The 25840-nt window shown below is 62.9% G+C and carries 27 protein-coding genes and 1 pseudogene; 9 read left to right on the top strand and 19 right to left on the bottom strand.

What is annotated here, in order from left to right:
- Positions 1 to 98 precede the first annotated feature (98 nt).
- Positions 99 to 1790, bottom strand: a complete 1692-nt coding sequence (locus ACPPVP_RS01325) for a sensor domain-containing diguanylate cyclase (protein WP_426530563.1) — start codon at positions 1788 to 1790, stop codon at positions 99 to 101.
- Positions 1791 to 1906: 116 nt separating this feature from the next.
- Between ACPPVP_RS01325 and ACPPVP_RS01330 the strand changes: the two genes are divergently transcribed.
- On the top strand, positions 1907 to 2587 hold the full coding sequence (locus tag ACPPVP_RS01330) for a YggS family pyridoxal phosphate-dependent enzyme (RefSeq protein ID WP_426530565.1): 681 nt from the start codon (positions 1907 to 1909) through the stop codon (positions 2585 to 2587).
- A gap of 9 nt (positions 2588 to 2596) precedes the next feature.
- Positions 2597 to 2923 (top strand): hypothetical protein, encoded by a 327-nt coding sequence (locus tag ACPPVP_RS01335; RefSeq protein WP_426530567.1) that lies wholly within the window; start codon positions 2597 to 2599, stop codon positions 2921 to 2923.
- Positions 2924 to 2962: 39 nt separating this feature from the next.
- On the opposite strand, the gene ACPPVP_RS01340 is transcribed toward ACPPVP_RS01335, so the two are convergent.
- Together ACPPVP_RS01340 and ACPPVP_RS01345 are read right to left on the bottom strand one after the other, a co-directional pair.
- Positions 2963 to 3748: a 2-keto-4-pentenoate hydratase gene (locus tag ACPPVP_RS01340; protein ID WP_426530569.1), complete on the bottom strand. Its 786-nt coding sequence runs from the start codon at positions 3746 to 3748 to the stop codon at positions 2963 to 2965.
- A gap of 12 nt (positions 3749 to 3760) precedes the next feature.
- A complete protein-coding gene (locus ACPPVP_RS01345) occupies positions 3761 to 4333 on the bottom strand; it encodes a L,D-transpeptidase family protein (protein ID WP_426530571.1) in 573 nt (190 codons plus the stop codon).
- Between the two features lie 270 nt (positions 4334 to 4603).
- On the opposite strand from ACPPVP_RS01345, the gene ACPPVP_RS01350 reads away from it, so the two are divergent.
- Positions 4604 to 5290: a response regulator transcription factor gene (locus ACPPVP_RS01350; RefSeq protein ID WP_028348340.1), complete on the top strand. Its 687-nt coding sequence runs from the start codon at positions 4604 to 4606 to the stop codon at positions 5288 to 5290.
- Positions 5291 to 5341: 51 nt separating this feature from the next.
- On the top strand, positions 5342 to 5782 hold the full coding sequence (locus ACPPVP_RS01355) for a cyclic nucleotide-binding domain-containing protein (protein WP_426530574.1): 441 nt from the start codon (positions 5342 to 5344) through the stop codon (positions 5780 to 5782).
- A 68-nt stretch (positions 5783 to 5850) separates the two neighbouring features.
- On the opposite strand, the gene ACPPVP_RS01360 is transcribed toward ACPPVP_RS01355, so the two are convergent.
- The 9 genes from ACPPVP_RS01360 to ACPPVP_RS01400 form a co-directional block, all read right to left on the bottom strand.
- Complete coding sequence (locus ACPPVP_RS01360; RefSeq protein ID WP_426530576.1) at positions 5851 to 6666, bottom strand: exodeoxyribonuclease III; 816 nt, start codon at positions 6664 to 6666, stop codon at positions 5851 to 5853.
- Between the two features lie 211 nt (positions 6667 to 6877).
- On the bottom strand, positions 6878 to 7705 hold the full coding sequence (locus ACPPVP_RS01365) for an outer-membrane lipoprotein carrier protein LolA (RefSeq protein WP_426530578.1): 828 nt from the start codon (positions 7703 to 7705) through the stop codon (positions 6878 to 6880).
- A 125-nt stretch (positions 7706 to 7830) separates the two neighbouring features.
- Positions 7831 to 10272: a DNA translocase FtsK gene (locus ACPPVP_RS01370; protein WP_426530580.1), complete on the bottom strand. Its 2442-nt coding sequence runs from the start codon at positions 10270 to 10272 to the stop codon at positions 7831 to 7833.
- A 13-nt stretch (positions 10273 to 10285) separates the two neighbouring features.
- Positions 10286 to 11509, bottom strand: a complete 1224-nt coding sequence (locus ACPPVP_RS01375; RefSeq protein WP_426530582.1) for an aminotransferase class I/II-fold pyridoxal phosphate-dependent enzyme — start codon at positions 11507 to 11509, stop codon at positions 10286 to 10288.
- Positions 11510 to 11796: 287 nt separating this feature from the next.
- A complete protein-coding gene (locus tag ACPPVP_RS01380; protein ID WP_426530584.1) occupies positions 11797 to 12201 on the bottom strand; it encodes a GFA family protein in 405 nt (134 codons plus the stop codon).
- 207 nt (positions 12202 to 12408) lie between these two features.
- Entirely contained in the window at positions 12409 to 13857 is a 1449-nt protein-coding gene (locus ACPPVP_RS01385) for an ammonium transporter (protein WP_426530586.1), read from the bottom strand.
- Between the two features lie 38 nt (positions 13858 to 13895).
- Positions 13896 to 14234 carry a P-II family nitrogen regulator gene (locus ACPPVP_RS01390; RefSeq protein ID WP_007598642.1) on the bottom strand — a complete coding sequence of 113 codons (339 nt, stop codon included), beginning with the start codon at positions 14232 to 14234 and terminating at the stop codon, positions 13896 to 13898.
- Positions 14235 to 14539: 305 nt separating this feature from the next.
- Complete coding sequence (locus ACPPVP_RS01395) at positions 14540 to 15844, bottom strand: ammonium transporter (protein ID WP_426530588.1); 1305 nt, start codon at positions 15842 to 15844, stop codon at positions 14540 to 14542.
- An 80-nt stretch (positions 15845 to 15924) separates the two neighbouring features.
- Positions 15925 to 16263 (bottom strand): P-II family nitrogen regulator, encoded by a 339-nt coding sequence (locus ACPPVP_RS01400; protein WP_028348351.1) that lies wholly within the window; start codon positions 16261 to 16263, stop codon positions 15925 to 15927.
- A 246-nt stretch (positions 16264 to 16509) separates the two neighbouring features.
- On the opposite strand from ACPPVP_RS01400, the gene ACPPVP_RS01405 reads away from it, so the two are divergent.
- Complete coding sequence (locus ACPPVP_RS01405; RefSeq protein WP_426530591.1) at positions 16510 to 17385, top strand: DUF4339 domain-containing protein; 876 nt, start codon at positions 16510 to 16512, stop codon at positions 17383 to 17385.
- Between the two features lie 41 nt (positions 17386 to 17426).
- Here the strand turns inward: ACPPVP_RS01405 and ACPPVP_RS01410 are convergent.
- Positions 17427 to 17676: pseudogene (locus ACPPVP_RS01410) on the bottom strand (acyl-CoA thioesterase); the annotation flags it as partial.
- Positions 17677 to 17971: 295 nt separating this feature from the next.
- Between ACPPVP_RS01410 and ACPPVP_RS01415 the strand changes: the two are divergent.
- Complete coding sequence (locus ACPPVP_RS01415) at positions 17972 to 18490, top strand: hypothetical protein (protein WP_426530593.1); 519 nt, start codon at positions 17972 to 17974, stop codon at positions 18488 to 18490.
- A gap of 73 nt (positions 18491 to 18563) precedes the next feature.
- Here ACPPVP_RS01415 and ACPPVP_RS01420 read toward each other — a convergent pair whose 3' ends face one another.
- Together ACPPVP_RS01420 and tesB are read right to left on the bottom strand one after the other, a co-directional pair.
- Positions 18564 to 18965: a hypothetical protein gene (locus tag ACPPVP_RS01420; RefSeq protein ID WP_426530595.1), complete on the bottom strand. Its 402-nt coding sequence runs from the start codon at positions 18963 to 18965 to the stop codon at positions 18564 to 18566.
- Between the two features lie 140 nt (positions 18966 to 19105).
- Positions 19106 to 19966, bottom strand: coding sequence for an acyl-CoA thioesterase II (gene tesB / locus ACPPVP_RS01425; protein WP_426530597.1), 861 nt, complete (start codon positions 19964 to 19966; stop codon positions 19106 to 19108).
- Between the two features lie 209 nt (positions 19967 to 20175).
- Here tesB and ACPPVP_RS01430 point away from each other — a divergent pair, with 209 nt between their 5' ends.
- Positions 20176 to 21396 (top strand): ubiquinone biosynthesis hydroxylase, encoded by a 1221-nt coding sequence (locus ACPPVP_RS01430; protein ID WP_426530599.1) that lies wholly within the window; start codon positions 20176 to 20178, stop codon positions 21394 to 21396.
- Between the two features lie 101 nt (positions 21397 to 21497).
- Here ACPPVP_RS01430 and ACPPVP_RS01435 read toward each other — a convergent pair whose 3' ends face one another.
- Together ACPPVP_RS01435 and ACPPVP_RS01440 are read right to left on the bottom strand one after the other, a co-directional pair.
- Entirely contained in the window at positions 21498 to 21695 is a 198-nt protein-coding gene (locus ACPPVP_RS01435; RefSeq protein WP_225676169.1) for a Trm112 family protein, read from the bottom strand.
- Between the two features lie 51 nt (positions 21696 to 21746).
- Positions 21747 to 22283 (bottom strand): TetR/AcrR family transcriptional regulator, encoded by a 537-nt coding sequence (locus ACPPVP_RS01440; RefSeq protein ID WP_426530601.1) that lies wholly within the window; start codon positions 22281 to 22283, stop codon positions 21747 to 21749.
- Between the two features lie 91 nt (positions 22284 to 22374).
- Here ACPPVP_RS01440 and ACPPVP_RS01445 point away from each other — a divergent pair, with 91 nt between their 5' ends.
- A complete protein-coding gene (locus ACPPVP_RS01445; RefSeq protein ID WP_426530603.1) occupies positions 22375 to 22725 on the top strand; it encodes a hypothetical protein in 351 nt (116 codons plus the stop codon).
- Here the strand turns inward: ACPPVP_RS01445 and ACPPVP_RS01450 are convergent.
- Together ACPPVP_RS01450 and ACPPVP_RS01455 are read right to left on the bottom strand one after the other, a co-directional pair.
- Positions 22722 to 23153, bottom strand: a complete 432-nt coding sequence (locus ACPPVP_RS01450) for a hypothetical protein (protein WP_426530605.1) — start codon at positions 23151 to 23153, stop codon at positions 22722 to 22724. The genes ACPPVP_RS01445 and ACPPVP_RS01450 overlap by 4 nt on opposite strands.
- 68 nt (positions 23154 to 23221) lie before the next feature.
- Positions 23222 to 23962, bottom strand: a complete 741-nt coding sequence (locus ACPPVP_RS01455) for an SDR family oxidoreductase (protein ID WP_426530607.1) — start codon at positions 23960 to 23962, stop codon at positions 23222 to 23224.
- A gap of 281 nt (positions 23963 to 24243) precedes the next feature.
- Here ACPPVP_RS01455 and ACPPVP_RS01460 point away from each other — a divergent pair, with 281 nt between their 5' ends.
- The gene (locus tag ACPPVP_RS01460) at positions 24244 to 25827 is read left to right on the top strand and encodes a winged helix-turn-helix domain-containing tetratricopeptide repeat protein (protein ID WP_426530609.1); all 1584 of its coding nucleotides are present in this window, start codon (positions 24244 to 24246) and stop codon (positions 25825 to 25827) included.
- Positions 25828 to 25840: the final 13 nt, after the last annotated feature.

Raw genomic sequence — 25840 nt, forward strand, 5'->3', positions numbered from 1 at the left:
CCGTCCAGAGGACGGCGGACTAGGCCACAAAAGCGGCTGCGGGGTCAACGGGTTGGGGAGGGGAGTATGGCCATTTGACCGACGGCGCGGAGCGCGCTTCACCCCGCCATCGCCATCCCGGCTTCGTCCACCAGCTTGGCAAAGCCGTGCTCGACGACGGTATTTCGACCGCGGTGCTTGGCGGCGTAGAGGGCGGCGTCGGCGGCTTCGATCAGGTCGCCGGGGGTTTGGGTGTCGCTCGGGAGCGTCGCGGCGACACCGACGCTGACGGTGACGGTGCGATGGCTGGAGGTGATGTGCGGCAGGCCGAGGTCCTGCACGGTCGTGCGCACGGTTTCGCCGATCTCCAGCGCCCTTTGCGGGCTCGTGTTCGGCAGCAGCAGGCAGAATTCCTCGCCGCCATAGCGGCCGGCAAAGCCCATTGTCCCGGCGGCGATGTCCGCCAGCGCTTCGCCGAGCCGGGTCAGACAGGCGTCGCCTTCGGGGTGGCCGTAGGTATCGTTGTAAAGCTTGAAGTGATCGACATCGATCATCAACAGCGACAGCTCGCAATGATTTTGCTGCGCCTTCAGCCATTCGAGGTCGAGCCGGCTCTGGAAGCCGCGGCGGTTGGCAAGACCCGACAGCATGTCGATCGAGGCCATCACGGTGAGGCGGTCGTTGGTGGCGACCAGCTCGCGCTCGCGCTGGCTGAGCTGAGCGGCCATCGCGTTGAAGGCGCGCGCCAGCGGCATGAATTCCAGCGGCAGCCGGCTGCGCGTGACACGGGCCGACCAGTCGCCTTCGCCGAACCGCCTGGCCATACCGGTCATGACCTCGATCGGATTGATGATGAGCTTCTCCGCCCCGATCAGCGCGCCGAGCAGCACGAACAGGCAGACGAATCCCAATTGCAGATAGGCGGTGCGGATGTCGCGATTGATTGCGGTCGTGACCTTGGCCTCGTCAACGCTGACGATCAGGCGAGATTGCGTTCCGGGAATGCGCGCGAAACTGATGGCGCGCTTGGAGCCGTCGGTCGCGGTAAAGGACAGCGAGCCCGTGTCGGAGTTGGCGCTGAGCGCCTTGTAGGTAATGGCCGACAGCAGCGGCACGTTGTCGAGCGGCCGGCCGATCATGCTGGCCTGGTCCGGCGGTGCCGCCAGCACCACGCCGGTGCTATCGATCAGCAGCGCTGAAATGCCCGGCCGTCCGCCGAGGTTGGCCATGATCTTCGACAGCCAGTCGAGATTCATGCCGGCGACCGCAACCGAATCTTCCTCCGGATTGATCGCGGAGACCGGATAGGCCGCCATCATGATCGGGCGGTTGTTGGTCTTGCCGAACAGATAGTCGCTGAAAACGAAATCGCGGGTTTCCTGCGCCTTCCTGAAATAATCGCGATCGCCGATGTTGAGGCCGACCTGAATGTTCAGCGTCGAACACTGCACCACGCCTTCCTTGCTCACGATCATGATGCTGCGGATCCATGGCAGGTTTGCGGGCAGGCTGGCGCGCAAGATCTCGCAACTGCGCCCGATGCCGCTGGAGGCGCGGATATAGGCGGCGGATTTCAGCATCGTCTCGACGGAGGAAATTACCTCGCGCTGGGTCTCGGCGCTGTGGTGGGAGATATTGGCGTATTCTTCAGACGCTATCGCGATCTGCCTGGCGCGGGTGTCTTCGAGCGAGCGGACGCGCTCCAGCATCAAGGGTGCCACCAGCATCACGGCCAGCATCGCAAGCCGCGCCCGGATTCCCAGAAGCTTCTTGAGTTTGACCCGATTGCGGTTGAAAGTAACGCCAGACATCCTGCCCCCCGTACCGGAAGGTAGAGCGAAGGTTTCAAAAAGCCTTTCCCGAACTTGGTAAAATTCGAGGAAATGCCGTAAAACTTCCGGCCGAAATCCGACATGAAGCGAGAGAGATGGCGACGCCGCTAACCAAGTCTTTACCAAACGGTCTGGTCCAGGTGGAGCAGGACATCGCGCGCGCGTGCAAGGAAGCGCGCCGCGAGCGCGCGTCGGTGACGCTGATCGCGGTGTCGAAGACGTTCGACGCCGCGGCTATTTCGCCTGTTATCGATGCAGGGCAGCGCGTATTCGGCGAAAATCGCGTGCAGGAAGCCAAGGCGAAATGGCCGGCGCTGGTGTCGGCCTGCCCCGGAATTGCGCTGCACCTGATCGGTCCGCTGCAATCCAACAAGGCCAAGGAAGCCGTAGCGCTGTTCGATGCCATCCACTCGGTCGATCGTCCCAGCATTTGCGAAGCGTTAGCCAAGGAAATTAATTCCCAGAACAGGCGACCGGAATTGTTCGTTCAGGTGAACACTGGCGAAGAGCAGCAGAAGGCCGGCATCGCGCCCGGCGAGGCCGACGCCTTCATCGCGAGTTGCCGCGACAAGTATGGTCTGAGCATTTCCGGCCTGATGTGCATCCCGCCGGTCGACGAGGCGCCGGCGCCGCATTTTGCGTTGACGGCCAAGATCGCCGCGCGCAACGGACTGAAAAACCTGTCGATGGGCATGAGCGCCGATTTCGCGATTGCGATCCAGTTCGGCGCCACGCATGTGCGCGTGGGCTCGGCGATTTTCGGGCACCGCGGGTAAGCGCCTTCGATGAATTTCATAGCCAACGCTGCGGCGGTTGCGACGACGGCGATTGGCGTCGTTGCATTGCTCGCGCTCGGTCTTGGCGTCTATTGGCTGTTCAACAAGCAGGCGAGATTGCGGGATATTGCCGAGCTGAGAAAGAAGCTCGACGAGATGCAACCCACCGATCCCGAATACAGCGCCGTGCGTGCACTTCACACCTCGATGGTGATAGACGCGCAACGGTGGGGTTTCTTTCACTCCGACGACGTGTCAGGGTGCCATGACAGTGGTGCGCACAGCGGGAGCGGAGATGCGGCAGGTCATTCGGATGGTGGCGGAGATGGCCATTGACGATCTATTGTGCCTGCACCGGTCCGCCGTGGCGACGATTCATTTGAATCCCACCGACACGTTCCCGAGCACGCCAAAATCCATCGCACAAAAATCGCCGGATTGAATCGGCAGCGGCGGATGGCAGGTGCCGGTCGTCACGATCTGCCCTGCCTTCAGCGTCACACCGAGCTGGCTTAATTCGTTGGCGAGCCAGGCCAGCGCGACGCGGGGATCGCCCAGTACGTTCTTGCCGTGCCCGATGAATTGCTGGCCGCGCAGGGTGATGACGGGCCGCTCTTCGACGAGATCGCGGGAGCGCCAGTCCGCGGTCGTCGGCGGGCCCAGCACGAATAGGTGCGCACAGGCGTTGTCGGCAATGATCTGGGCGGCGCCGGCGCTGACGAAATCGGCGAAGCGCGAGTCCGGAATTTCGATCGCCGGATGCAGCGTGTCGACCGCGCCGAGGACTTCTTGCACCGTGTAGGGCGAGCTGCGAGGCGGCAGATCGATCCGCATGCGAAAGGCGAATTCCGGCTCGGCGACGCGCATCTCGTTGCCCGCCATTGAAGCGGTGCCGCCATCGGTGATGACGGTCTCGGCCAGAATGCGCCCGGCCATCGGGCCGTCGACATTGATGTGCTTTTGTCCGGCCTCGCTGGTGGCCGCGATCTTCCAGCCGAACAGACTTTCGGACGAATATTTTTCGATTTGCCCCTGGATCGCGTAGCCCTCGATGCGATCGTGCGGCCGCAGCCTATCGTCGAGGCCGGCGAATTTGGTGCCGGCGCGCCAGTGGTCGTGCAGCGTCTTCGATGCGGCTGTTATCGCGTTCTTGTCGAGCATCGTTTTAATTCCTTATCGGCCGATCATGATTTTCGTCTGCGGGCCCATTCGCCGCAACAGCCGCAGCATGGCGGATTTCGTCATCGAAACGCATCCCGCGGTCGGTGAAAAATTGGGCCGCGCCAGATGCAGGAATACGGCGCTGCCGCGGCCGGCTACGCGTGGGCCGGCGTTGTGATCGATTTCGACGATGAAATCGTAGAGGTGGTCCTCGCGCGTCAGCCGGTCGCCGGGCTGGTCGCGGACCAGACGGATGGGCTGATTGTAACGGCGGTCCCGCGGGTCCTCGCACCAGGCGTCCTCGGGCCGGATCGGCCGGACCGGCAGGTAGGTCTGCGGTCGGGGATGGCGATCAGCGCGCCACCACACTTGCAGCGGATGGTACGTGCCTCTCGGGGTCCCGCCGTCGCCCTCCCGTTTGTTGGCGAGGATGCCGCCCCGGCCAAGTGCCACCGGCACCGTCCAGCCGTCCGCCGTCAGCCAACCCCGGCGGGGGTCGCCGGCAGCCCTCTGGACGCGGATTGCCGCCAGCGGCCGATCACGCGCGGATGTCCGATAAGTGATTGAGATAGTGGTGCTTTCCATGCCCGCGCCTGAATACTGGGATTGCCTGCCCGGCCGTAATTATTCTATTGACGCCATTACAGGACATTCATCCAAACCCGCCTCAAATTTGGGATAGACTGCGTTTCGCCTTGTGAATCTGTAACAATTTCTTACCTGATCCGAATCAGTACCTGACGATCTGGTTTGCTCGCAAAATTTGCACGCGAATCCGGATGGTCATCGACACCAAGACCCGGCTTGAGACGCTTCCATTTGTGTCCGCCGCCTGCCTCAAGAGGATCGTATCCTATGCCCAATGCCCGCAAGATCCTGATCGTGGATGACGACACCGATCTGCGCGATACGCTGGTCGAGCAATTATCGCTGCACGAGGAGTTCGAAGCCTCCGCAGTCGATACCGGTGCCAAGGGCGCCAGCGCCGCCAAGGCCAATTCTCCCGATCTGGTGCTGATGGATGTCGGCTTGCCGGATACCGACGGACGGGAAGTGGTGCGCAGCCTGCGCAAAGGCGGCTTCAAGGCGCCGATCATCATGCTGACCGGCCACGACACCGATTCGGACACCATTCTGGGTCTCGAATCCGGCGCCAATGATTACGTCGCAAAGCCGTTTCGGTTTGCCGTCCTGCTTGCCCGTATCAGGGCGCAGCTTCGTCAGCACGAGGCCAGCGAAGACGCGGTGTTTTCCGTCGGCCCCTACAGCTTTCGGCCCGGCTCCAAGATGCTGACCGCGGCCAATGCCAGAAAGGTGCGGCTGACCGAAAAGGAAACCGCGATCCTGCGTTTCCTGTATCGCGCCGGCCAGTTGCCGGTGTCGCGCGAGACGCTGCTGCAAGAAGTGTGGGGCTACAATTCGGGCGTCACCACGCACACGCTGGAAACCCATATCTACCGTCTGCGGCAGAAGATCGAGAAGGATGCGGCCAATCCGGAAATCCTGGTGACGGAAGCCGGTGGCTACAAGCTGGTGCCGTGATTCGATTCGCCGCCTCGATTCGTAATTTTCGCGCATCCCGGTCACAGGTCCATGTCGATCGAAGATGATGTAGCCCTGCTCGAGCGGGTGCCGACGTTGCGCTTGTTGGGCACGGCGTCGCTGCGCATGCTGGCGATCGGCTCGGAGCAGCGCGATTTCTCGCCTGGCGATTATCTGTTCAACTCCGGTGACGAGGCGGATGCCGGTTATATCGTTCAGCGTGGTTCGATCCGCGTCGAGGACGGCGGCGCCGAGGTCGTCGCGGGACCCGGTGCCCTGATCGGCGAATTGGCACTGATCGTCGCCATGAAGCGGCCCTCGAGCGCGGTCGCGCTCGATCATTGCTCGGTCATCCGGGTGGCGCGCAGTCTGTTTCAACGCGTGCTCGAAAGCGATCCTGCCGCCGCGCGCCGTCTGCGTGACGAACTCGCCACCCGTACCAGCCAGCTCGCCAGCGACATTTTGATCGCCGGCGCCAAGTTCAGCATTTGATCGATCTAACTTTTTGATTTGAGCATGATCTTTTCGGAAAACCGGTACCCACTTTTCCGGATCATGCTCTAGACTTCCAGCGTCACCGTGACCGGCACGTGGTCGGACGGGCGCTCCCAGCTCCGGGCGTCGCGGGTGATCCTGAAATCGCTGATCCCGTCCTTCAGCGCGCGCGAGACCCAGATGTGATCGAGCCGCCGGCCGCGGTCGCCCACCGTCCAGTCGGCGGCGCGGTAGCTCCACCACGTATAGACTTTCTCCGAAAGCGGGATGCGCTCGCGCGCGACGTCGAACCATTCGCCATGGGTCTGCGCCGCCAACAGCTTTTCGCATTCGATCGGTGTGTGCGAGACGACCTTGAGCAGCTGCTTATGCGACCACACGTCGTTCTCATGGGGCGCGACATTGAGGTCGCCGACCAGGATGTGCCGGTCGTCGCCGCGCGGATGCAGCGGTTCGCACGCCTTCATCTCGTCGAGAAATTTCAATTTGTGATCGAACTTCGGATTGAGCGCGGGATCGGGAATGTCACCGCCGGCCGGCACGTAGAAATTATGCAGCACCAGCGGCTTTGCGAGCTGCGCCTTCTCGCCGAACGCCACCGAGATGTGGCGCGAGTCGATCTTGTCGCAGAAGGTTCTTATATCGGTGGTCTCGAACGGCAGTTTCGAGACGATGGCGACGCCGTGATAACCCTTCTGCCCGTTCAGCGCGACATGCTCATAGCCGAGACGCTTGAATCGCTTCAGCGGAAAGGCGTCGTCGATGCATTTGGTTTCCTGCAGGCACAGCACGTCCGGCCGCGCCGATTTGAGGAATTTGGCGACGATGTCGATGCGCAGGCGCACCGAATTGATATTCCACGTTGTCAGGGAAAACCGCATGAGGGCCGTGTATTACCACGGTTCGTGATGGCGTCGCCCTGCTTGTCCACAGCTGGAATTTCGTAGGGTGGGCAAAGGAGCGCCAGCGACGTGCCCACCATCTATCGAACCGCGACATGTTGGTGGGCGCGTGGAGCCGGTCATCAGGCGCGCATTCGCGCGACCCGTTGGCTTTGTCCACCCTACGGAAAGAATGGAGAAGGCGCGCGGTTCAATTCGCCGGCGTGATGTAGTTGGTAAAATCGATCTTGAAGAGGCCGGGGTCGACCTTCTTGGACGAATCCAGATTGTAGACCGCAATCGTGGTGTCGTAGCCCTGCGGATCGGTCACCGTCCATTGCTTGAGCTGGCCGTCCTTGACGCCGACCATCAGCATCAGCCGGCTGGTGCCGATCAGGGCCTGCTTCTCCTCGATGGTGACGCTGATGTAGATGTCATCGGCCGTGACGTTGACGACATTGGTGTCCTTGAGCAGATCGATACGGTCCGACAGCAGGAAGCGCAGCGGCGTCTGCGACAGCGGGTAGATATCCTGGGTCGCAAGCTTCGTATCGCGGACTGCCAGCGACGATCCGTCGGCGATGATCGCGATCGGGCTGGGCGCTTCGTATTCGAAACGCACCTTGCCCGGCTTCTGGATGTAGAAATCGCCCTTGGTCTTGCTGCCGTCGGGGCCGACCTGGACGAAATTTCCGACCAGCGTCTGCAGCGATGACAGATAGGAACTGACCCGGGCAGCCTGCGCCTTCTGGTTGGCGTCGAAGGTTGCAAAAATATTGGCCGGAACATTGCGGTTCGGGTCGGGAATCACCGGGTTCGGCGGTGTCTGGGTGGCGCCGGTGGTCGCAGGCGCCTTGTCCTGCGCGCTCATCTGCACGCTGCCATCGCGGGCTTTGGGCGGCGAAAGCTTCTGAACGGGCGCGGGCTTTGGAACCGGCACGGATTGCGCGAGCGCCGGCGTCGCTACGCCTGCCAGGGACGTGGCGATCAAAAGGGCCAGTCCGGCGCGCAGCCCGCGGTGGGTGGATTGTTGTGTCATCAGGTAATTCGGATCTCTATTCGACAAGGCGTCCCGCTTCCGGCCATTTTATCGCGCTTTTGAGCAAAGGAGATATCGTTTTTCCGTGAAAATCGTTGCACCGAATCCACATTCAGCGCCGAGATCTAGAATCCGCCCTCTTCCTCCTCGACCAGAATTTCGCGCTTGCCGGCGTGATTCGCTTGCCCGACGATGCCTTCGAGTTCCATCCGCTCCATCAACGACGCGGCGCGGTTATAGCCGATTTGCAGCCGGCGTTGAATGTAGGAAGTCGAGGCCTTGCGGTCGCGCTTGACGATCGCAACCGCCTGCGAGAACAGGTCGCCGCCGCCCTCGGCCCCCATGCCGGTGGAATCGAACACCGCACCGTCCTCGTCGGTCGGCTCTTCTGCGGTAACCGCCTCCAGATATTCCGGCTGGCCCTGCGTCTTGAGGTGACGCACGACCTTTTCGACTTCCTCGTCGGAAACGAACGGTCCGTGCACGCGGCTGATGCGTCCGCCGCCGGCCATATAGAGCATGTCGCCCTGTCCGAGCAGCTGCTCGGCGCCCATTTCGCCGAGGATGGTGCGGCTGTCGATTTTCGAGGTGACCTGAAACGAGATACGGGTCGGGAAGTTCGCCTTGATGGTGCCGGTGATGACGTCGACCGACGGACGCTGGGTTGCGAGAATGACATGCAGGCCGGCGGCGCGCGCCATCTGGGCGAGGCGCTGCACCGCGCCTTCGATGTCCTTGCCGGCCACCATCATCAGGTCAGCCATTTCGTCGACGATGATGACGATGTAGGGCAGCGGATCGAGGTCGAGCTTTTCTTCCTCATAAATCGCCTTGCCGGTTTCCTTGTCGAAGCCGGTATGCACCGTGCGCGTCAGATCCTCGCCCTTGCCCCTGGCTTCGACGAGGCGCTGGTTGTAGCCGTCGATGTTGCGCACGCCGAGCTTGGCCATTTTCTTGTAACGCTCTTCCATCTCGCGCACGGCCCATTTCAGCGCGACCACCGCTTTCTTCGGATCGGTCACGACCGGTGTCAGCAGATGCGGGATGCCGTCATAGACGGAAAGTTCGAGCATTTTTGGATCGACCATGATCAGACGGCACTGATCGGGGCGCAGGCGGTAGACCAGGCTCAGGATCATGGTGTTGATCGCGACCGATTTGCCGGAGCCGGTGGTGCCGGCGATCAGCATATGCGGCGTGCGCGCCAGATCGATGATGATGGACTCGCCGCCAATGTTCTTGCCGAGGCAGAGCGGCAGTTTTGCGTGCGACTCGTCCTTCGCGGTCAGCAATTCGCGCAGGTAGACCTTTTCGCGATGCACGTTCGGCAGTTCGATGCCGATGGCGTTGCGACCCGCAACCACGGCGACGCGGGCCGAGAGCGCGCTCATCGAGCGGGCGATATCGTCGGCAAGGCCGATGACGCGCGAGGACTTGATGCCGGGCGCCGGTTCGAGTTCGTAGAGCGTCACGACCGGGCCGGGATTGGCCTTGACGATCTCGCCGCGGACGCCGAAATCGCCGAGCACGCCTTCCAGCGCGCGCGAATTGGCCTCGAGCTCAGCCTTGCTGAGCGGCTGCCGGTCCGACGCCTTGGGCGCCGTCAGCACCGAGACCGAAGGCAGTTCGAACTTTTCGGATTTGCGGGCCGGTGCGCGCGGCGCGGCCTTCTTCCGTGGAGTGCGAGCGGCCGGGACTTCCTCTTCCTCGTCTTCCTCTTCTTCCTCGTCCTCGAATTCTTCCTGCTGCGGAGCCAGCGTCGGCGCCGCGCGGCCACTGAGGCTCGGTTCCTGACGTTCGAACGAGGCCCTGCGCGGCGGTGGCGAACTCGACACCAGCGATCGATAGGCCGCGCTCATCAGCCAGCCGAGCCGCGCCTTCAGGCTCATCAGCGCGTGATACGCCCAGCCGAGCGAAACCGAACTGCGGTCCTCTTCTTCCACGAAAGGCGTGTCATCGTCCTCGATCGGCGTCAGCTCTTCCTCTCTCGGGCGTGAGCCCCAGCCGCTGGCAAACAGGAACGCCGCGCACATCGCCGCGAACAGGATGATGCCGAGCACGAGACGATAGGTGAAGCCGGCCGGGCCGAACACCACGGCGGGCGCGCGCACCAGCGCATCGCCGACGACGCCGCCAAGGCCGGTCGGCAGCGCCCACGCTCCGCCATGCGGCCAGCAGCTTGCAAAGCCTGCCGCGATCACCGTGCAGAGAATCCAGCATCCAAGACGCAGCGCTTCGCGGTCGAAGGTGCGATGGGTCAGCATGCGCCAGCCCCACACCGCGACGGGCAGGATCAGCATGATCGCGCCGAGGCCGAGAATCTGCATCAGGAGATCGGCGCCGATCGCGCCGGGGTAGCCGAGAACGTTGCGGATCGGCCGCGACGTCGCGTGGCTCAGGCTCGGGTCCTGTACCGACCACGTCATCAACGCCGCCGCCGCCACACCGGACAGCGCGATCAGGCAAAGGCCGGTAAGCTCGCGCAGCCGTCGCGCGAGGGCGTCGCGGATCGAGACCGGCAGATGGCTGACCAGAGGGATAACACGTTCGATCGCTGGCATGCTCATGGGGGCCCTGCGATTAATCCAGAATTTCGACCAGCCGGTGCAATGCCTCGGCCGTTGATTCACTGTGGGAGACCAGCGCGAGACGGATGTAGCCTGCGCCGGGATTGAAGCCGTCGTTCTGCAGCCGCGACAGATAACTCCCAGGGATCACGCGGACCCCCGCATCCCGATAAAGTTTCACTGCTACAGCCTCATCGCCGCCGAGTTCGGAGACGTCGAGCCAGACGCAGAAGCCGCCGGCGGGCCGCACATAGCCGTAGCGGCTGCCGAGAATCTGGTCGGCGAGATCGAACTTGATGCGGTAGAGCCTGCGATTCTCTTCGACGTGCGCTTCGTCGCTATAGGCGGCGACCGCGACGTGCTGCAGCGGCACCGGCACCTGAGGTGCCGCCACATTGCGCAATTCGTGAAAGGCCGCGAGAAACTTTCGGTCGCCAGCGGCAAAGCCGACGCGCATGCCGGGCAGGTTCGAGCGCTTCGACAGCGACTGGAACGCAACGACGTTGGTGAAGTCGGGCCCCGCGCATTCCAGCGCGCTGCCCGGCGCCTGCCGGGTGTAGATTTCCGAATAGCACTCGTCGCTCAAAATCATGAAGCCATGACGGTCGGCGAGCTTCTTCAAGCGGATGAAGTAGTCGCGCGAGGCGACCGCGCCTTGCGGGTTGGCGGGCGAGGCGATGAACATCGCCACGGCGCGGGCCAGCGTCGCCTCGTCGAGCGCGTCGAGATCCGGCAAAAATCCGTTGGCGAGCGTGGTCGGCAGGTAGATCGGTTCGCAGCCGGCGGCACGGGCGCCCGCGCCATAGGCCGGATAAAACGGGTTGGGCATCAGGATTGCGGGTTTTCCTCGGCGCGGCCCGACATAACGGGCGGCGGTGATCGCCGCGAAAAACAGCCCCTCGCGGCTGCCGCTTAGCACCAGGATTTCGCTTTCGGGATCGATCGGCCGCGGCAGGTCGAACCGGGTACTCAGCCAGCCAGCGGCGGCGTGGCGGAACGGCTCGATGCCCTTGGCAAGGGGATAGCGGCCGAAATCAGCGATGTGCTTCGCCAGGACCGGTCCGACAAAATCCGGCACCGGGTGCTGGGGCTCGCCCAATGACAGTGTGATCAATGGCTTGGCGGGCTGATACGGCGCCAGCAGCTCAGTCGTCCGGAGGAACGGCGAGCGCTCGGCCTGGCCGGCAGATACGCTGCCGGCGCCCTGCGCCACGCCGGAAGAGGCGGTCATTGCCATGTCTGAAACGCCAACACTTTCAAAAGCGGTCGAGGGCCCAAACCGCTGACCGGAAACACATCAAACCACCATAGATACGGCGAGGTTAAGACGCGATTAACCATCGGTGCCGGCAGCGATTTTACGGCCTTTCCACCCTTGGACGGCATTTCTTGAAAAACGGTGCAAAAAGCCATCGGGAATGGCCGAGTGACGGTTCTCCAAGCAGGCCAGACGGCGGTCTTAAGCCAGGCCGGGGGCGGCGCAAGCGACCGCCGCCAAATTCCCGGATGCGACGGTTCCTGTTGCTACCGCCCCGGCAGCCGCTCGAAGGCTGGCATGCCGTCGGGCACTTGGTGGAAGGCCTGCTTGTCGATCGTGTAAATCGCCATCTGCGGATTGAAGAGCGAGGGGTCGTCGAAGGTTCCGACCTTCAGTACCACCGCCGGCAATCCCGGCACCTTGGTCACCAAATGGGTCCCGCATTCGGGGCAGAATTCGCGCGTCACGGCGCGCTCGAGGTCGCTGCGAGAGAACTGCTTCGGCTGGCTTGCGGTGTACTTGAAGCCGTCGACCGGCATCGCCACGAACATGTTCGGCGCGCCGCCCGAGATGTACTGGCATTCCCGGCAGTGGCACTGTGCCGCCATCATCGGTTCGCCCTCGGCCTGATAGCGCACCTTGCCGCAATAGCATCCACCTTCGAGTTTCATGACGCTCTCCCGTTTTTGCCCAGCTTTTTCGCTCGGTCTTTGCCGCTCGATCGTAGCGGGCCAATTTGGCAATCTTTTCTCAAAGGGTGAAAAAAAGAAAGGGGCTCCAACTTGCGCTGGAGCCCCTCAACGGTCAGGGCATTGCCGGGTATGTGCCCGAACCGGAGTTGTGGATGCGACCCCGGGGGGATCGCATCCCGGGAGAACTTACATGTTGTAAGCGCGCTCGGTGTGCTCGGTGACGTCGAGGCCTTCACGCTCGGTCTCGACGTTGACGCGCAGGCCGACGATCACGTCGACCACCTTGTAGAGGATCGCCGAGCCGATGCCCGACCACACCAGCGTGGTGCAGACGCCCCAGAGCTGGGAGACCATCTGCGCCGCGAAGTCGTAATCGGCGACCTTCGGCGGAACGGCGGTGTAGTCGATGATGCCAGCGCCGCCGAGGGCCGGGTTCACCAGGATGCCGGTGCCGAGCGCGCCGACGATGCCGCCGATGCAGTGGACGCCGAACACGTCGAGCGAGTCGTCATAGCCGAGCGAGTTCTTCACCACGGTGCAGAAGAACAGGCAGACGACGCCGACCACGAGGCCGAGTACGATCGCGCCCATCGGACCGGCATAGCCGGCTGCCGGCGTGACCGCCACGAGGCCCGCCACCGCGCCCGACAAAGCGCCGAGCACGGAGGGGTGGCCCTTGACGATCCATTCCGCGAACATCCAGGCCATCGCCGCCGCTGCGGTTGCAACGAAGGAGTTGGTCATGGCGAGCGCGGCGCCGCCGTTGGCTTCCAGGTTCGATCCGGCGTTGAAGCCAAACCAGCCGACCCAGAGCAGCGAAGCGCCGATCATGGTCATGGTCAGCGAGTGCGGGGCCATCAGCTCCTTGCCGTAGCCGACGCGCTTGCCGATCAGCAGCGCACCGACGAGACCGGCGATACCGGCGTTGATGTGCACCACGGTGCCGCCGGCGAAGTCGATCGCACCCTTCTTGAAGATCCAGCCGGCATCGGCGTTGATCTCATCGAGCTTGGCCTGCGCCGCGGTCTTGGCGGCACCGTCAGCAGCCGCGGCGAGTGCCTTGGCGGCATCCTGGATCGCGTCCGGACCGGGCCAGTACCAGACCATGTGCGCGATCGGGAAGTAGATCAGCGTCACCCAGAGCGGGATGAACAGCGCAATCGCCGAGAACTTCATGCGCTCGGCAAAGGCGCCGACGATCAGCGCGGGCGTGATCGCCGCAAACGTCATCTGGAAGCAGAGATAGACCAGTTCCGAGATGTTGGCGTCCACCGAGAAGGTCGCTGCCTTCGAGTCGGTGGTGATGCCCATCATGAAGGCTTTCGAGAAGCCGCCGATGAAGTCGGAACCGCCGGTGAAGGCGAGGCTGTAGCCGTAGAGCGCCCAGAGCAGGGTCACGATGCAGACGGTGTAGAAGACCTGCATCAGGACCGAGAGCATGTTCTTGGAGCGGACGAGACCGCCGTAGAACAGCGCCAGGCCCGGGATGGTCATCAACAACACCAGCACGGTCGATGTCAGCATCCAGGCGTTGTCGCCCTTGTTGACGGTCGGTTCGGCGTAGGCCGCGGTCGCGGCGAACAGGCCGACTGCGAGGGCCGCCAGTCCCGCGCTATAGGGACGTTTAAACGTCATTTGGTTTTACTCCTGAGTGGTAAGGTTTGAGCGCGAAATCAGAGGGCCGCGGCATCTGCCTCGCCGGTGCGGATGCGAACCGCATGGTCGAGGTTGATGACGAAGATCTTGCCGTCGCCGATCTGGCCGGTCTTGGCAGCTGTTGTGATGGCGTCGATGGTCTTGTCGACCTGATCCGAGGCCACAGCGACCTCAATCTTGATCTTGGGCAGGAAGCTCACGGCGTATTCGGCGCCACGATAGATTTCCGTATGGCCCTTCTGGCGGCCATAACCTTTGACTTCCGTCACCGTGAGACCATGAACGCCAATGGCGGTCAGGGCATCACGGACTTCTTCCAGTTTGAATGGCTTGATGATCGCCATAACAATTTTCATGGGTCCTATCCCCGCTTGGGCCCGGTGCAGACCGACCGGGCGTTCTCGACTGAGGTTCACCACGCGGAGATGTTCACTACGCGGGCACAGCCAGGACCCTTAGAATCAAATGCCGTGCCAGATCGGCATCGCTCCCTAACAGTTTATGAATGCGGTCCTTTTCGCCCGTTGCGGGAATTGCACGTTCCTGCGCCATTCCGTCGCGCCCAAAGTGTAGCCAAGCTTGCTCAAATCGTGAGCAGGCGTGACCGCCGTCACAATCCTGCTCAGCCTCCGGGCAGGAAAACGGTAATGGGGTGGGTGGCCTATTGCAGCGCTTCGCCGTGTTGGGAGATGTCGAGGCCTTCGAGCTCCTGCTGCAGCGATACCCGTAGCGGCGCGAACACGCCCACCAGCTTAAGAAGTACAAAGGTGATGCCGCCGGACCACACCAGCGTGGCGGCGATGCCATAGAGCTGGATCAGGACCTGCTGCGCGTTGCCCTCGATCAGGCCCGCGGTGCCGCCGATCGCGTTCACCGCGAATACGCCGGCGAGCAATGTGCCGGTCAATCCGCCGATGCCATGGACACCGAACACGTCGAGCGAGTCGTCATATTTGAAGCGCTGCTTGAGCCAGGTGCAGGCCCAGAAGCAGAGCGTTCCCGCGACCACGCCGATGATGACGCCGTGCCACGGCGCCACGAATCCGGAGGCCGGCGTGATGGTGCCGAGACCCGCGACGGCGCCCGAAATCATGCCGAGCACCGACGGCTTGCGCCGTGTCGCCCATTCGATCGCGGCCCAGGTCAGCGCGCCGGCGCACGCGGCCAAATGTGTCGCGGTGATCGCCATCACCGCGCGTGAATTCGCGCCCAGTGCCGATCCGCCATTGAAGCCGAACCAGCCGACCCACAACAAACCGGTGCCGATCACGGCAAGCGACAGGTCGAACGGCGCGAGGTTCTCGCTGCCATAGCCTTGGCGCCGGCCCATCACGGTGGCGGCAACCAGCCCGCCGATGCCGGCGGAAAGATGCACGACGAGGCCGCCGGCGAAATCCAGCACGCCCATGGTGCCGAGGAAACCGCCGCCCCACACCCAGTGTGCGAGCGGCACATAGACGAAGGTGAACCAGCCGATGGAAAACAGCAGATAGGCCGAGAACCGCATCCGGTCCGCCACAGCGCCCGCCACCAGCGCCACCGTGATGATCGCAAACGTCATCTGGTACAGCATGAAAAGCGCTTCCGGGATCGTCTTCGCCGCCGGGTTTACGCTCTCCATCGTCATTCCGATCAGGAACCAGCGATCGAGCGTGCCGATCCAGGGACCATCGCCGACGAAGGCCAGCGAATAGCCGAACGCCACCCAGAGGATCGAGATGAGCGCAACTGCGGAGAGGCTCTGTGCCATCGTCGCCAGCACGTTCTTCTTGCGCACCATGCCGGAATAGAACAGCGCCAGGCCCGGTATCGTCATCATCAAGACCAGCGCAGTGGCAACGATCATCCAAGCGGTGTCGGCGGCATTGATGGTGGACGTCTCGGCCAGGGCCGGTGTCGCAAGCGAGCTCGCCGCAACAGCGATGAGCGCAGCCTTCTTTGCTGCACGATACGATGGTGCCCCCATGGAATTCCCCCGGCCTGTTATCTTTTCTTGGCTTCTGGCGTTCGACGTCGTTGCCGCCGCGCCTTCAATTCAGTGATGTCTCAGAGCGCGTCGCTATCGGTCTCGCCCGTGCGGATTCGCAGGGCGTGGTCGATCGGCGTGACGAAGATCTTGCCGTCGCCGATCTGCCCGGTACGCGCGTTCGCGGTAATGACCTCGACCGCCTTGTCGGCGACGTCGGAGGCGACCGCGATTTCGATTCGGAGTTTTGGCAGGAAGTTCACGACGTACTCGGCGCCGCGATAGATTTCGGTGTGCCCCTTCTGGCGGCCGTAGCCCTTGACCTCGGTTACCGTCATGCCGTGGACGCCGATGGCCGTCAGCGCCTGGCGCACCTCGTCAAGCTTGAAGGGTTTGATGATCGCGACGACGAGTTTCATGGTCAGGCCTTTATTTCCCTGGATATTTTTTGAGCACACGGCTGGCTGATCGCCCGGCGGCGCGCTGCCGACGCAAATCTGGCATCTTTCTGGGCAAATGGCACAAAAAAGTTGCAGGTAAAAGGGGAAAACATTTGGAGCTGGTGACGTCAATCACTGTACAGGCGGCGGGATCGTCCGCCAAAATGAGGTTTCATCGCCAGCCGTCCGGCCGGTTCACCCCTCTCCACGGCTCAAGGGACTAAAATGTCAAACCGATCGTGGTTTTATGCATCCAACGGTCAGCAACAGGGCCCTTATCCGGAGGCGCAGCTTCGCGACCTCATCACGAGGGGCATGGTGGGCGCGGATACATTGGTCTGGACCGAGGGGATGTCGGGTTGGCAGCGGGCGGGCGATATTCCCGGCCTGGTCCCCGGCGGATCGGCTCCGCCCTCTCTTTCGCATCCCGGCGCCCCGCCCCCGGTCGCAGCCGACGGTTATTCCGGCGGCGTGCTGTCGGCCGACCTTCCGATATGGCCCCTGCTCGGGCGAAGCCTGCTGTTCATCATCGGCATGCTGCTGGTGATACCGGCGCCCTGGACCGCGACCGGCTTCTACCGCTGGATGATTTCCCGGCTTTATGTCCCGGGCCGGCCCAACATGGGCTTTACCGGCCAGCCCCTCGACATCTGGTATGTCTTCATCGCGATCGGTGTCCTGACCTACATAGGTTCGGCCGACCTCTATTACCTGCAATACCTTTCAATCCCGATTCAGGCCGTGCTGTCCTGGATGGTCATTCGGTGGATCGCCTCGAATCTTAGCTCCAACGGCCAGCAGCTTCCGATCGCCTTCAACGGCAACGCGCTGCACTACATCGGCTGGCAAGTTCTTTTGTACGTTTCGTTCATCACGATCATCGGCTGGGCCTGGGTGATCACGGCCTGGATGCGCTGGATCTGCCGCAATATCAGCGGCACTCACCGCGAAGTCATCTTCCTTGCTTCGGGGTTGGAAGTGCTGTGGCGATCCGTCGTGTTCGGGATCGCCTGCGTCTTCATCATTCCGATTCCGTGGGTATTGCGCTGGTACGCAGGCTGGTACGTGTCGCAATTCGCGCTGGCCGACCGCACGGTCTAGCTTGACGTTTCGAGCGAACCGTTGCGGGACGCCGCGCGCAACTACTTGCGCTGGCGCACCGAGCCTTCCTGGGCCACCGATGTGCCGTCGGGCTTGAAGATCAGGCCGCCGGTCAATCCGCGGCCGTCTTGCGCGCTCGGCGAATCCTGCGCGTAGCGCAGCCATTCGTCGGCTGCGGAACGGCCGGTGAAACCACATCGTGTGGTCGAGGCTCGCCGGCATCATCCGCTTGTCGAACAGGGTGCGGCCGTAGCGCGCCATCACCGCATCGAGCAGCGAGAAATCCGACGCAGAAGAACGTCCGGATTGAGGGTGGAATCCCTGCCTGAACTCGCACCACGCGCAGTCAAGGGCAATTCCGCGCGGCGACACGCTCTCGCCGCGCGGGACGGCCGCCAAGCCGGGCCCGGGGTAATCCCACAAAACCCTGAAGCTTGGGTAGGAATGTCCTGATTTTTCGATCGGCCGGTCGATGGTATTTCAACAAGAGCGGCCTGGTGGCGAACGGTGCGGCCACCGGTAGACGCGACCGAGTGCCCATATGACAGCCGCTTCGACCGACCCTGCGAACGCAGGACGAATCGAAATGAAACTGCGCACGGTCTCGCAGCTCTTCAACACGCTTGATCCTTCGCCGTTCCGGGAACGGGACCTCGCAAAGGAGGCGGAAGACTATATCGTCGATTATGCGGAGGATGTGCCGAAGGGAGTTCCAATCGACATTGTCCTGCACTTGCCCGCCGAGAAATGTTCGCCATCCGCTTCGTCGGAGATCGCCTCTGCCATCAAGGACTATTTCGGTCTCCGAAGCCACGAGACCACGCGCGAGATGCAGGAGCTGTTCAGAACAGGCCGGCTCTCCCTGCTGGTCGGCCTGATCGTGCTTTCAGTCTGCCTGATGCTCGGATGGTTCTTGTCGCAGAAATTTCAAGAGGGTCCATTTCCGGATATTTTCCGAGAGGGCTTCCTGATCCTCGGTTGGGTCGCGATCTGGCGGCCCTCTGAAATTTTTCTTTATGCCTGGCATCCGCTGTTGCGGCGTCGAAAGCTATTCCAGCGGCTTATGCAGGCCCGCGTTACCGTCGAGCGCGGCGAATCGGGATGAGTGGCGTCGAGAGGCGCCATCGGGTGATCGAAACCTCACATGCGTCGGCACATCAAACGAGGAGAATTCGATGTCAGCTCCCTGCAAGCTTGAATTCAGCGTCCTGAAGCGCGACGAACAGGAAATCATTCGTGACACCCACCACCCCGCTATTGCGGAAATGAACCGGAAAAGGCTCGAAGACCTTCGCGCAATGCTTCGGGACCTCGGCAGCAAGGAACGCACCCTCGCGCGGCATCGACGACGCCAAACGAAGGGAAAGGCCGAGCCTCGGGGCAAGAGCTTTTCCGGGACGACGGAGCATGCCAACCAGCGCAAGCAGGTTTTCGTCGCCGCCATCAAGCGCGTCAACAAGGAGCTCAAGCGTCTGCGAAAGTTCGAAGCAAGGAAGGAGCTTGGAGAAGCGGCGCGACGCGCATTGGCGCTTCGTCGGGCGCAGCAATTCTCCCGACCGCAAAATGAACCGCACTCCCATGACGGGATGAGATCTCTCCCAAGCCGCCGCCGCCAGATGAAGATCCCGCCGTCAAAAATCGGAAGGGTATCGCAGGCGAACAAGCGAGCGCAGGCCAAACGAGACGCCAGCCGCGGAAGTGGCTGAAGCCGGGTCGCCGCCTATTTGCGCTGGCGCACCGAGCCTTCCTGGGCCACCGATGCCACCAGTGTGCCGTCAGGCTTGAAGATCAGGCCGCGGGTCAATCCACGGCCGTCTTGCGCGCTCGGCGAATCCTGCGCGTAGAGCAGCCATTCATCGGCGCGGAACGGCCGGTGAAACCACATCGCGTGGTCGAGGCTCGCGGGCATCATGCGCTTGTCGAACAGGGTGCGGCCGTAGCGCGCCATCACCGCATCGAGCAGCGAGAAATCCGACGCATAGGCCAGCGCACACAAATGCAGCGCCGGATCGTCGGGCAGTTTGGCCGCGGTGCGAATCCAGACATGGATCCGCCCGTCGTCGATCTTCTGGCCGAAGTAACGTCCGAGCTCGACCGGGCGCAATTCGATCGGCCGGTCGGATTCGTAATAGCGGCGGATGAATTCCGGCATCTCCTTGAACATCGGCTGCTTCGACACTTCTTCCGCCGTGAGTTTTTCCGGCGGCGGGACGTCCGGCATCTTGTCCTGATGGTTGAACGCGCCTTCTTCTTCCGCATGGAACGACACCATGATCGAGAAGATGGCGTTGCCATGCTGGATCGCGGTGACGCGGCGGGTCGAATAGCTCTTGCCGTCGCGCAGGCGTTCGACCTGATAGATGATCGGGATCTGCGGATCGCCGGGCAGGATGAAATAGCAATGGATCGAATGCGGCAGGCGACCCTCGACGGTGCGGCATGCCGCGACCATCGCCTGTCCGATCACCTGGCCGCCAAACACCCGCTGCCAACCCGTCTTCGGGCTATTGCCCCGGAACAGGTTCACCTCGAGCTGTTCGAGATCGAGAATGGAAATCAGGTCGATGAGGCCTTTGGACATGGTGTGCTTTCGATTCTTGCCGTCATTCCGGGGCGATACGTAGTATCGAACTATGGTGCGCAATTGCGCACCTGAGAATCTCGAGATTCCGGATTTGGTCCTTTCGGACCATCCCGGAATGACAGCTTAGGCTTGTTTTATGGCCTGTTTCGCCCAGCTATTATCAGGTAGCAAGCGTAGTCTGACGTAGTAGCCGGGTAAGGGATCGCATGGCGGCACAACGAAGCATTGTCATCTGCGGCGGCGCCTTTGCGGGGCTGGCGCTGGCTTTGGCGTTCCGCCAGGGCCTTGGCGCCGATATTCCCGTCATCGTGGCCGATCCGGCCCTGGCGATGCGGCCGAGCCGCGATCCGCGGGCGACCGCTATTGTGGCCGCGTGCCGGCGGCTGTTCGAGGCGCTCGGCGTCTGGGATCAGGTGGCCGCCGATTCGCAAGCCATCCTCGACATGGTCGTTACCGATTCCAAACTGGAGGATGCCACCCGTCCGGTGTTCCTGACCTTTGCCGGCGATGTCGAACCCGGCGAACCCTTCGCCCACATGGTCGAAAACCGCCGGCTGATCGATGTGCTGGTCGCGCGTGCCGAGGCTGAGGGCATTGATCTCCGGGCCACCGCGGTTTCGACCTACGATTCCCGTCCCGATGGCGTCACGGTGACGCTCGCCGACGGCAATGTCATCGAGGCAAGCCTGCTGGTCGCCGCCGATGGCGCGCGCTCAAAGCTGCGCGAGCGCGCCGGGATTGCCACCCATGGCTGGGACTACGATCAATCCGGCATCGTCGTCACCGTCGGCCATGAGCGGGATCATCACGGCCGCGCCGAAGAGCATTTTCTCCCCGCGGGTCCGTTCGCGATCCTGCCGTTGACCGGCAAACGCTCGTCGCTGGTGTGGACCGAGAATCGCGCCGAGGCCACGCGCATCACCGCGCTCGGCGAGGCCGACTTCCACGATGAACTGGAGAAGCGCTTCGGGCTGCACCTCGGCGAGATCAAGGCGCTCGACAAGCCGCGCGCGTTTCCACTCGGCTATTTCGTCGCGCGCTCATTCATCGCCGAGCGGCTGGCGCTGGTCGGCGACGCCGCGCATGTCATTCATCCGATCGCCGGGCAGGGGCTCAACATGGGCCTCAAGGATGTCGCGGCGCTGGCAGAAGTGGTGGTCGATGCGGCGCGGCTCGGCATCGATCCCGGGCAGGCCGACGTGCTCGACCGTTACCAGCGCTGGCGGCGCTTCGACACCATGGCGATGGGGCTTGCCACCAATTCGCTGAACTTCCTGTTCTCGAACGAATCGACGCTGCTGCGCACCGTGCGCGATATCGGGCTTGGCCTTGTCGATCGCGCGCCGCCGCTGAAGAGCCTGTTCATTCGCCAGGCGGCCGGTTTGGCCGGCGAAGTGCCGCGGCTGCTGAAGGGCGAGACGTTGTAGGTGGACCGTAGGATGGGTAGAGCGAAGCGAAACCCATCAACAGTCGTCAACGATGTGAATGATGGGTTTCGCTTCGCTCTACCCATCCTACGAAGATGGATTCACTCGATCTTCCGCGCCTCTTCCGGCAGCATGATTGGTATGCCGTCGCGGATCGGGTAGGCGAGTTTTGCGGAGCGCGAGATCAGCTCCTGCCGGGTCGAGTCGAATTCCAGCGGACCCTTGGTCACAGGGCAAACGAGGATCTCGAGCAGCTTCGGATCGACGGTGCTGTCGAGGCGTTCGGGCGAGGCGTTCATTTGCGGTCTCCGGCTAGGCCGCTGGTCCTTAGCATATCGGATTGCAGGGTGTCATGACGTAGCGATCCGCACCAGTTCGTCGAGCACGGCCTGTTGCCGGGCTTTTGGCAAGGGCTGGTCTGACAGAGCAAAGCCGAGAAACGCCCAATAGAGAATTTGGGCGCGGGCACGGGCCGCATCCGCAGGCAATCCGGATTGTGTCAAAAGGCTTTCGACATAGCTAAGCCGCCGCCGGTCGATCGCCTGCACGGCGGCACGCGCGGCGGCGTCGACGCTTGCCCAGGTGCGGACCGCCCGCTCCAGCATCAGCCGCTCGCCGAACACGCGGCGCAGCAGCCGCGCGAGCGGGTTCTCGTCGTTCGAAGCCGCCTCGACATTGGCGATGATCTGCTCCGCCGCAACCTCGTGCCAGCGCGCCAGGATCGCGGCATGAAACGCGGCGATATCGGCAAAGTGCCAGTAGAAGCTGCCGCGTGACACGCGCAGCGCCTTTGCCAAAGGTTCCGCCTTCAGCGCGGTGAAGCCGCGGCTCGCCAGCGCCTTGAGGCCCTGGTCGACCCAATCCTTTGCCGAGAGTTGATCGCTCATGCTCGTTCCATGCGACGCCCACCATACAATACTGTATTGACAGGTGCCAGAATGCGGCGCATAACCATACAGTAGTGTATGGAGACATTCGATGCGCGATCTCATTCTGCAATGCGCAGGCGTCGCCGGAATAGCGGTGGCCCTGATTCACGGCGTGCTTGGGGAAACCAAGGTGTTCGCCAGGGCGACCATCCAGCCGGAGAGTCTGCGGACCCTGATCCGCCTGGTCTGGCAGGCCGGCACCGTGGCGTGGATCGGCGGTGGTGTGCTGCTGATGGCCGCGCCCTCGTTTGGATCGGAAAGCGCACGGCACTGGATCGTCGTGACGATCGTCGCGGTCTACGCCTTTGCCGCCGCTGCCAATGCCTGGTGGTCGCGCGGCCGTGGCTTCGGCTGGAAAGCGCTCGGCGCTGTCGTCGTCCTCGCCGTCGCCGGGTACTAGGCTGCTTTGGCGGCGAGGCCGCGTGACTGAAGGATTGCCCAGAGGGTCAGCAATATTCCGATGATCGCCGGCAACGTGACAGCCGGAAAATCGCGGGGAATAACCGAGGGTGAGCAAATGCCGACTGCGACCTCCCACAAATGGAACAGGGCGTGGCCGAGCAGCCAGATCGACGGCGCGGCCCAAAGCAGGATCCGCGAGCGAGGCAGTGCTGCCCCAACCAGAAATGCGCCGCCAAGGAGCAGGAAGATCAACCCGATATCGCGCACGAAGTGCTGATTGAAGGGTCCGGTGGATGTCACGCCCGGAACTGCCATGTACCAATCGGCGGGCGACACAAGCATGAAGACGCCATTCGCTTCCATGGCGACGCCGAGCAACACGGCTATGCCAAGACATACTGATTTCAACATCGTCGATCCGTTCATGGGAGGGCGTGGGGCGCGAATGATCCGGTTAGGCCGTTACCGGCCTGACTGCCGGATTTGCCTGACGATCAGTGGCTAAGCCAGTCCTCGAAACGGATCCGGCCAAGGCGCGGATGTTCGCCGGGGGTCAGCGAACGATCGTCAATCGCGGCACCGAAGTAGCGGGCATGAACGTCGGCGATCACCTTGCGGCCGTCGCCCTTCGCGGCCAGAAACTGCCGGGCGATCTTGTCGAGCGGAATAGGCTCAGGGCCGGCGACTTCGATGGTTCCGTTGACCGGTGGTGCTATCGCAACGTCGGCCAGCGCAGCGGCGACGTCTTCCGAAGCGATGGGCTGGAACAGGGCGGGCGACATGCGAAAGGTGTCGCCGTCGGTGCCCGACTGGACGATGCCGCCCACGAACTCGAAGAACTGCGTGGCGCGCAGGATGGTATAGGGAACGCCGGACTCCTTGATCAGCTTCTCCTGTGCCAGTTTGGCGGGGAAATAGTCGCTCTCGAGCAGGCGCTCGGTACCGACGACCGAGAGCGCGACATGATGGCCGACGCCTGCGGCCTTCTCCGCCGCAAGCAGATTGCGGCTGGAAGTCTCGAAAAATTCGAGCACCGCTTTCGCTTCCCACGACGGCGCATTGGCGACGTCGACGACCACCTGCGCGCCCGAAAGCGCCTCGGCCAGTCCCTCGCGTGTGATGGTGTTGACGCCGGAACGGGGCGAGGCCGCGACAACGTCATGGCCTCTCTGCTTGAGGATGGCGCTAAGCTTGGTTCCGATGAGGCCGCTGCCTCCGATAACGACGATTTTCATGTCCGCTCTCCCGTTGTTGCCCGCCCTCGGGCTCCTGATCTGAAGCGATAATGCTTCCAGATCGGCCGGAAAGCCTTGCAGCGACGTTGGACTAGCGTTGGATTTACCTTGGTTATTGGTCCAAGCGGGCCACCATCCCGCCGGGTGGTCCGCTGACGAAAGGTCACGCGTCAATCGGTGGTGCCCGGGGAATGCCGTGCTATCAATGGCTTGCCTGGACGGAACAGTGTCAGCCCGGCCGCCTCGCATCTACGCCCGGGGGATGATGGAGCGCCGCCGCCGTGCAGTTTTTGTTTGAGGACTACGTGCTCGACCTTGACCGGCGTGAGCTCACCCGGGGATCAAAGGCCATTGCAACCGGGCCGCAGGTCTTTGACCTCTTGGTCTATCTGATAGAGAATCGCGAGCACGTCGTCAGCAAGGATAATCTCCTGGACGTGGTATGGGGCGGCCGCATCGTCTCCGAGTCAACGCTGACCAGCCACATCAATGCAGTGCGCAAGGCAATCGGCGACTCCGGCGAGGAGCAGCGCCTGGTACGCACCATCGCCCGCAAGGGATTCAGGTTTATTGGCGAGGTCAGGGAAGCCGATGCATCGGATGGTTTCGGTTCGCCAAAGACGGAGCCCGTCACATCGGATGAAACGACGGCACCGCCGCGGGCTCTTCCCGACAAGCCGTCGATCGCGGTCCTTGCCTTCCAGAACCTGAGCGGCGACCCCGAGCAGGAATATTTCGCGGATGGCGTGGTGGAGGACATCATCACCGCGCTGTCGCGGATTCGCTGGCTGTTCGTGATCGCGCGCAATTCGAGCTTCACCTACAAGGGTCGCGCCGTGGACGTGAAGCAGATCGGCCGCGAGTTGGGCGTGCGCTATGTGTTGGAAGGCAGCGTGCGCAAGGCCGCGAACCGGGTGCGCATCACCGGACAACTCGTCGATGCCGCCGCCGGAACGCATCTGTGGGCGGAACGCTTCGAAGGCAGCCTCGACGATATCTTCGAACTGCAGGACCAGGTGGCCGCGAGCGTCGTCGGCGCCATCGCGCCCCAGCTCGAACGCGCCGAGATGGAGCGCGCCAAGCGCAAGCCGACCGAAAATCTCGGTGCGTATGACTACTACCTGCGCGGAATGGCCGACCTGCAGCGGGGCACCAGGGAGGCCATTGGCGAGGCGCTTCCGCTGTTCGAAAAAGCGATCGAGTTCGATCCGGATTTCGCTTCGGCCTATGGCGCGGCAGCGTGGTGTCATTTCTGGCGCAAGGTCAATGGATGGGAGATCGATCCGGAGCGTGAGGCGGCCGAGGGCGTGCGCCTCGCCCGCCGGGCTGTCGAACTTGGACGCGATGATGCGGTCGCGCTGGCGCGAGGCGGGCATGCGCTGGCCCACTTCACCGGTGACCTCGACGTCGGTATCGCCTTGCACGACCGCGCGGTGATGCTCAATCCAAATCTGGCGGCCGCCTGGTTTCTCGGCGGATTTCTGCGGGTCTGGCACGGCGAACCCGACGGCGCCATCGAGCACTTTGCGCGGGCGATGCGCTTGAGCCCGCTCGATCCGGAAACCTATCGAATGCAGGCCGGAATGGCGGCGGCGCACCTGTTCGCCGGGCGTTTCGACGCGGCGTCCTCGTGGGCGGACAAGGCATCCAGCGATCTGCCGAGCTTTCTGCTGGTGGCCGCCGTCGCCGCGGCCAGCCACGCGCTGGCCGGCAGGACCGAGGAAGGCCGCAGGGCCATGGATCATCTGCGCAAGCTGGATCCCTTGCTGCGTATCTCCAATCTTAGGGACTGGCTTCCGATCCACCGGGCGGAACATCTCGCGACGTTTGCGGACGGCTTGCGCAGGGCAGGGCTGCCGGAATAGGGCGCCCGAAATG

The organism is Bradyrhizobium sp. McL0615, from assembly GCF_049993905.1.
Classification (GTDB): Bacteria; Pseudomonadota; Alphaproteobacteria; order Rhizobiales; family Xanthobacteraceae; genus Bradyrhizobium.

Bases quoted from the DNA above. Each gene is read 5' to 3' on its own strand.
- ACPPVP_RS01325 (WP_426530563.1), bottom strand. From the start codon at position 1,790: ATGTCTGGCGTTACTTTCAACCGCAATCGGGTCAAACTCAAGAAGCTT.
- ACPPVP_RS01330 (WP_426530565.1), top strand. From the start codon at position 1,907: ATGGCGACGCCGCTAACCAAGTCTTTACCAAACGGTCTGGTCCAGGTG.
- ACPPVP_RS01335 (WP_426530567.1), top strand. From the start codon at position 2,597: ATGAATTTCATAGCCAACGCTGCGGCGGTTGCGACGACGGCGATTGGC.
- ACPPVP_RS01340 (WP_426530569.1), bottom strand. From the start codon at position 3,748: ATGCTCGACAAGAACGCGATAACAGCCGCATCGAAGACGCTGCACGAC.
- ACPPVP_RS01345 (WP_426530571.1), bottom strand. From the start codon at position 4,333: ATGGAAAGCACCACTATCTCAATCACTTATCGGACATCCGCGCGTGAT.
- ACPPVP_RS01350 (WP_028348340.1), top strand. From the start codon at position 4,604: ATGCCCAATGCCCGCAAGATCCTGATCGTGGATGACGACACCGATCTG.
- ACPPVP_RS01355 (WP_426530574.1), top strand. From the start codon at position 5,342: ATGTCGATCGAAGATGATGTAGCCCTGCTCGAGCGGGTGCCGACGTTG.
- ACPPVP_RS01360 (WP_426530576.1), bottom strand. From the start codon at position 6,666: ATGCGGTTTTCCCTGACAACGTGGAATATCAATTCGGTGCGCCTGCGC.
- ACPPVP_RS01365 (WP_426530578.1), bottom strand. From the start codon at position 7,705: ATGACACAACAATCCACCCACCGCGGGCTGCGCGCCGGACTGGCCCTT.
- ACPPVP_RS01370 (WP_426530580.1), bottom strand. From the start codon at position 10,272: ATGAGCATGCCAGCGATCGAACGTGTTATCCCTCTGGTCAGCCATCTG.
- ACPPVP_RS01375 (WP_426530582.1), bottom strand. From the start codon at position 11,509: ATGGCAATGACCGCCTCTTCCGGCGTGGCGCAGGGCGCCGGCAGCGTA.
- ACPPVP_RS01380 (WP_426530584.1), bottom strand. From the start codon at position 12,201: ATGAAACTCGAAGGTGGATGCTATTGCGGCAAGGTGCGCTATCAGGCC.
- ACPPVP_RS01385 (WP_426530586.1), bottom strand. From the start codon at position 13,857: ATGACGTTTAAACGTCCCTATAGCGCGGGACTGGCGGCCCTCGCAGTC.
- ACPPVP_RS01390 (WP_007598642.1), bottom strand. From the start codon at position 14,234: ATGAAAATTGTTATGGCGATCATCAAGCCATTCAAACTGGAAGAAGTC.
- ACPPVP_RS01395 (WP_426530588.1), bottom strand. From the start codon at position 15,844: ATGGGGGCACCATCGTATCGTGCAGCAAAGAAGGCTGCGCTCATCGCT.
- ACPPVP_RS01400 (WP_028348351.1), bottom strand. From the start codon at position 16,263: ATGAAACTCGTCGTCGCGATCATCAAACCCTTCAAGCTTGACGAGGTG.
- ACPPVP_RS01405 (WP_426530591.1), top strand. From the start codon at position 16,510: ATGTCAAACCGATCGTGGTTTTATGCATCCAACGGTCAGCAACAGGGC.
- ACPPVP_RS01415 (WP_426530593.1), top strand. From the start codon at position 17,972: ATGAAACTGCGCACGGTCTCGCAGCTCTTCAACACGCTTGATCCTTCG.
- ACPPVP_RS01420 (WP_426530595.1), bottom strand. From the start codon at position 18,965: ATGGGAGTGCGGTTCATTTTGCGGTCGGGAGAATTGCTGCGCCCGACG.
- tesB (WP_426530597.1), bottom strand. From the start codon at position 19,966: ATGTCCAAAGGCCTCATCGACCTGATTTCCATTCTCGATCTCGAACAG.
- ACPPVP_RS01430 (WP_426530599.1), top strand. From the start codon at position 20,176: ATGGCGGCACAACGAAGCATTGTCATCTGCGGCGGCGCCTTTGCGGGG.
- ACPPVP_RS01435 (WP_225676169.1), bottom strand. From the start codon at position 21,695: ATGAACGCCTCGCCCGAACGCCTCGACAGCACCGTCGATCCGAAGCTG.
- ACPPVP_RS01440 (WP_426530601.1), bottom strand. From the start codon at position 22,283: ATGAGCGATCAACTCTCGGCAAAGGATTGGGTCGACCAGGGCCTCAAG.
- ACPPVP_RS01445 (WP_426530603.1), top strand. From the start codon at position 22,375: ATGCGCGATCTCATTCTGCAATGCGCAGGCGTCGCCGGAATAGCGGTG.
- ACPPVP_RS01450 (WP_426530605.1), bottom strand. From the start codon at position 23,153: ATGAACGGATCGACGATGTTGAAATCAGTATGTCTTGGCATAGCCGTG.
- ACPPVP_RS01455 (WP_426530607.1), bottom strand. From the start codon at position 23,962: ATGAAAATCGTCGTTATCGGAGGCAGCGGCCTCATCGGAACCAAGCTT.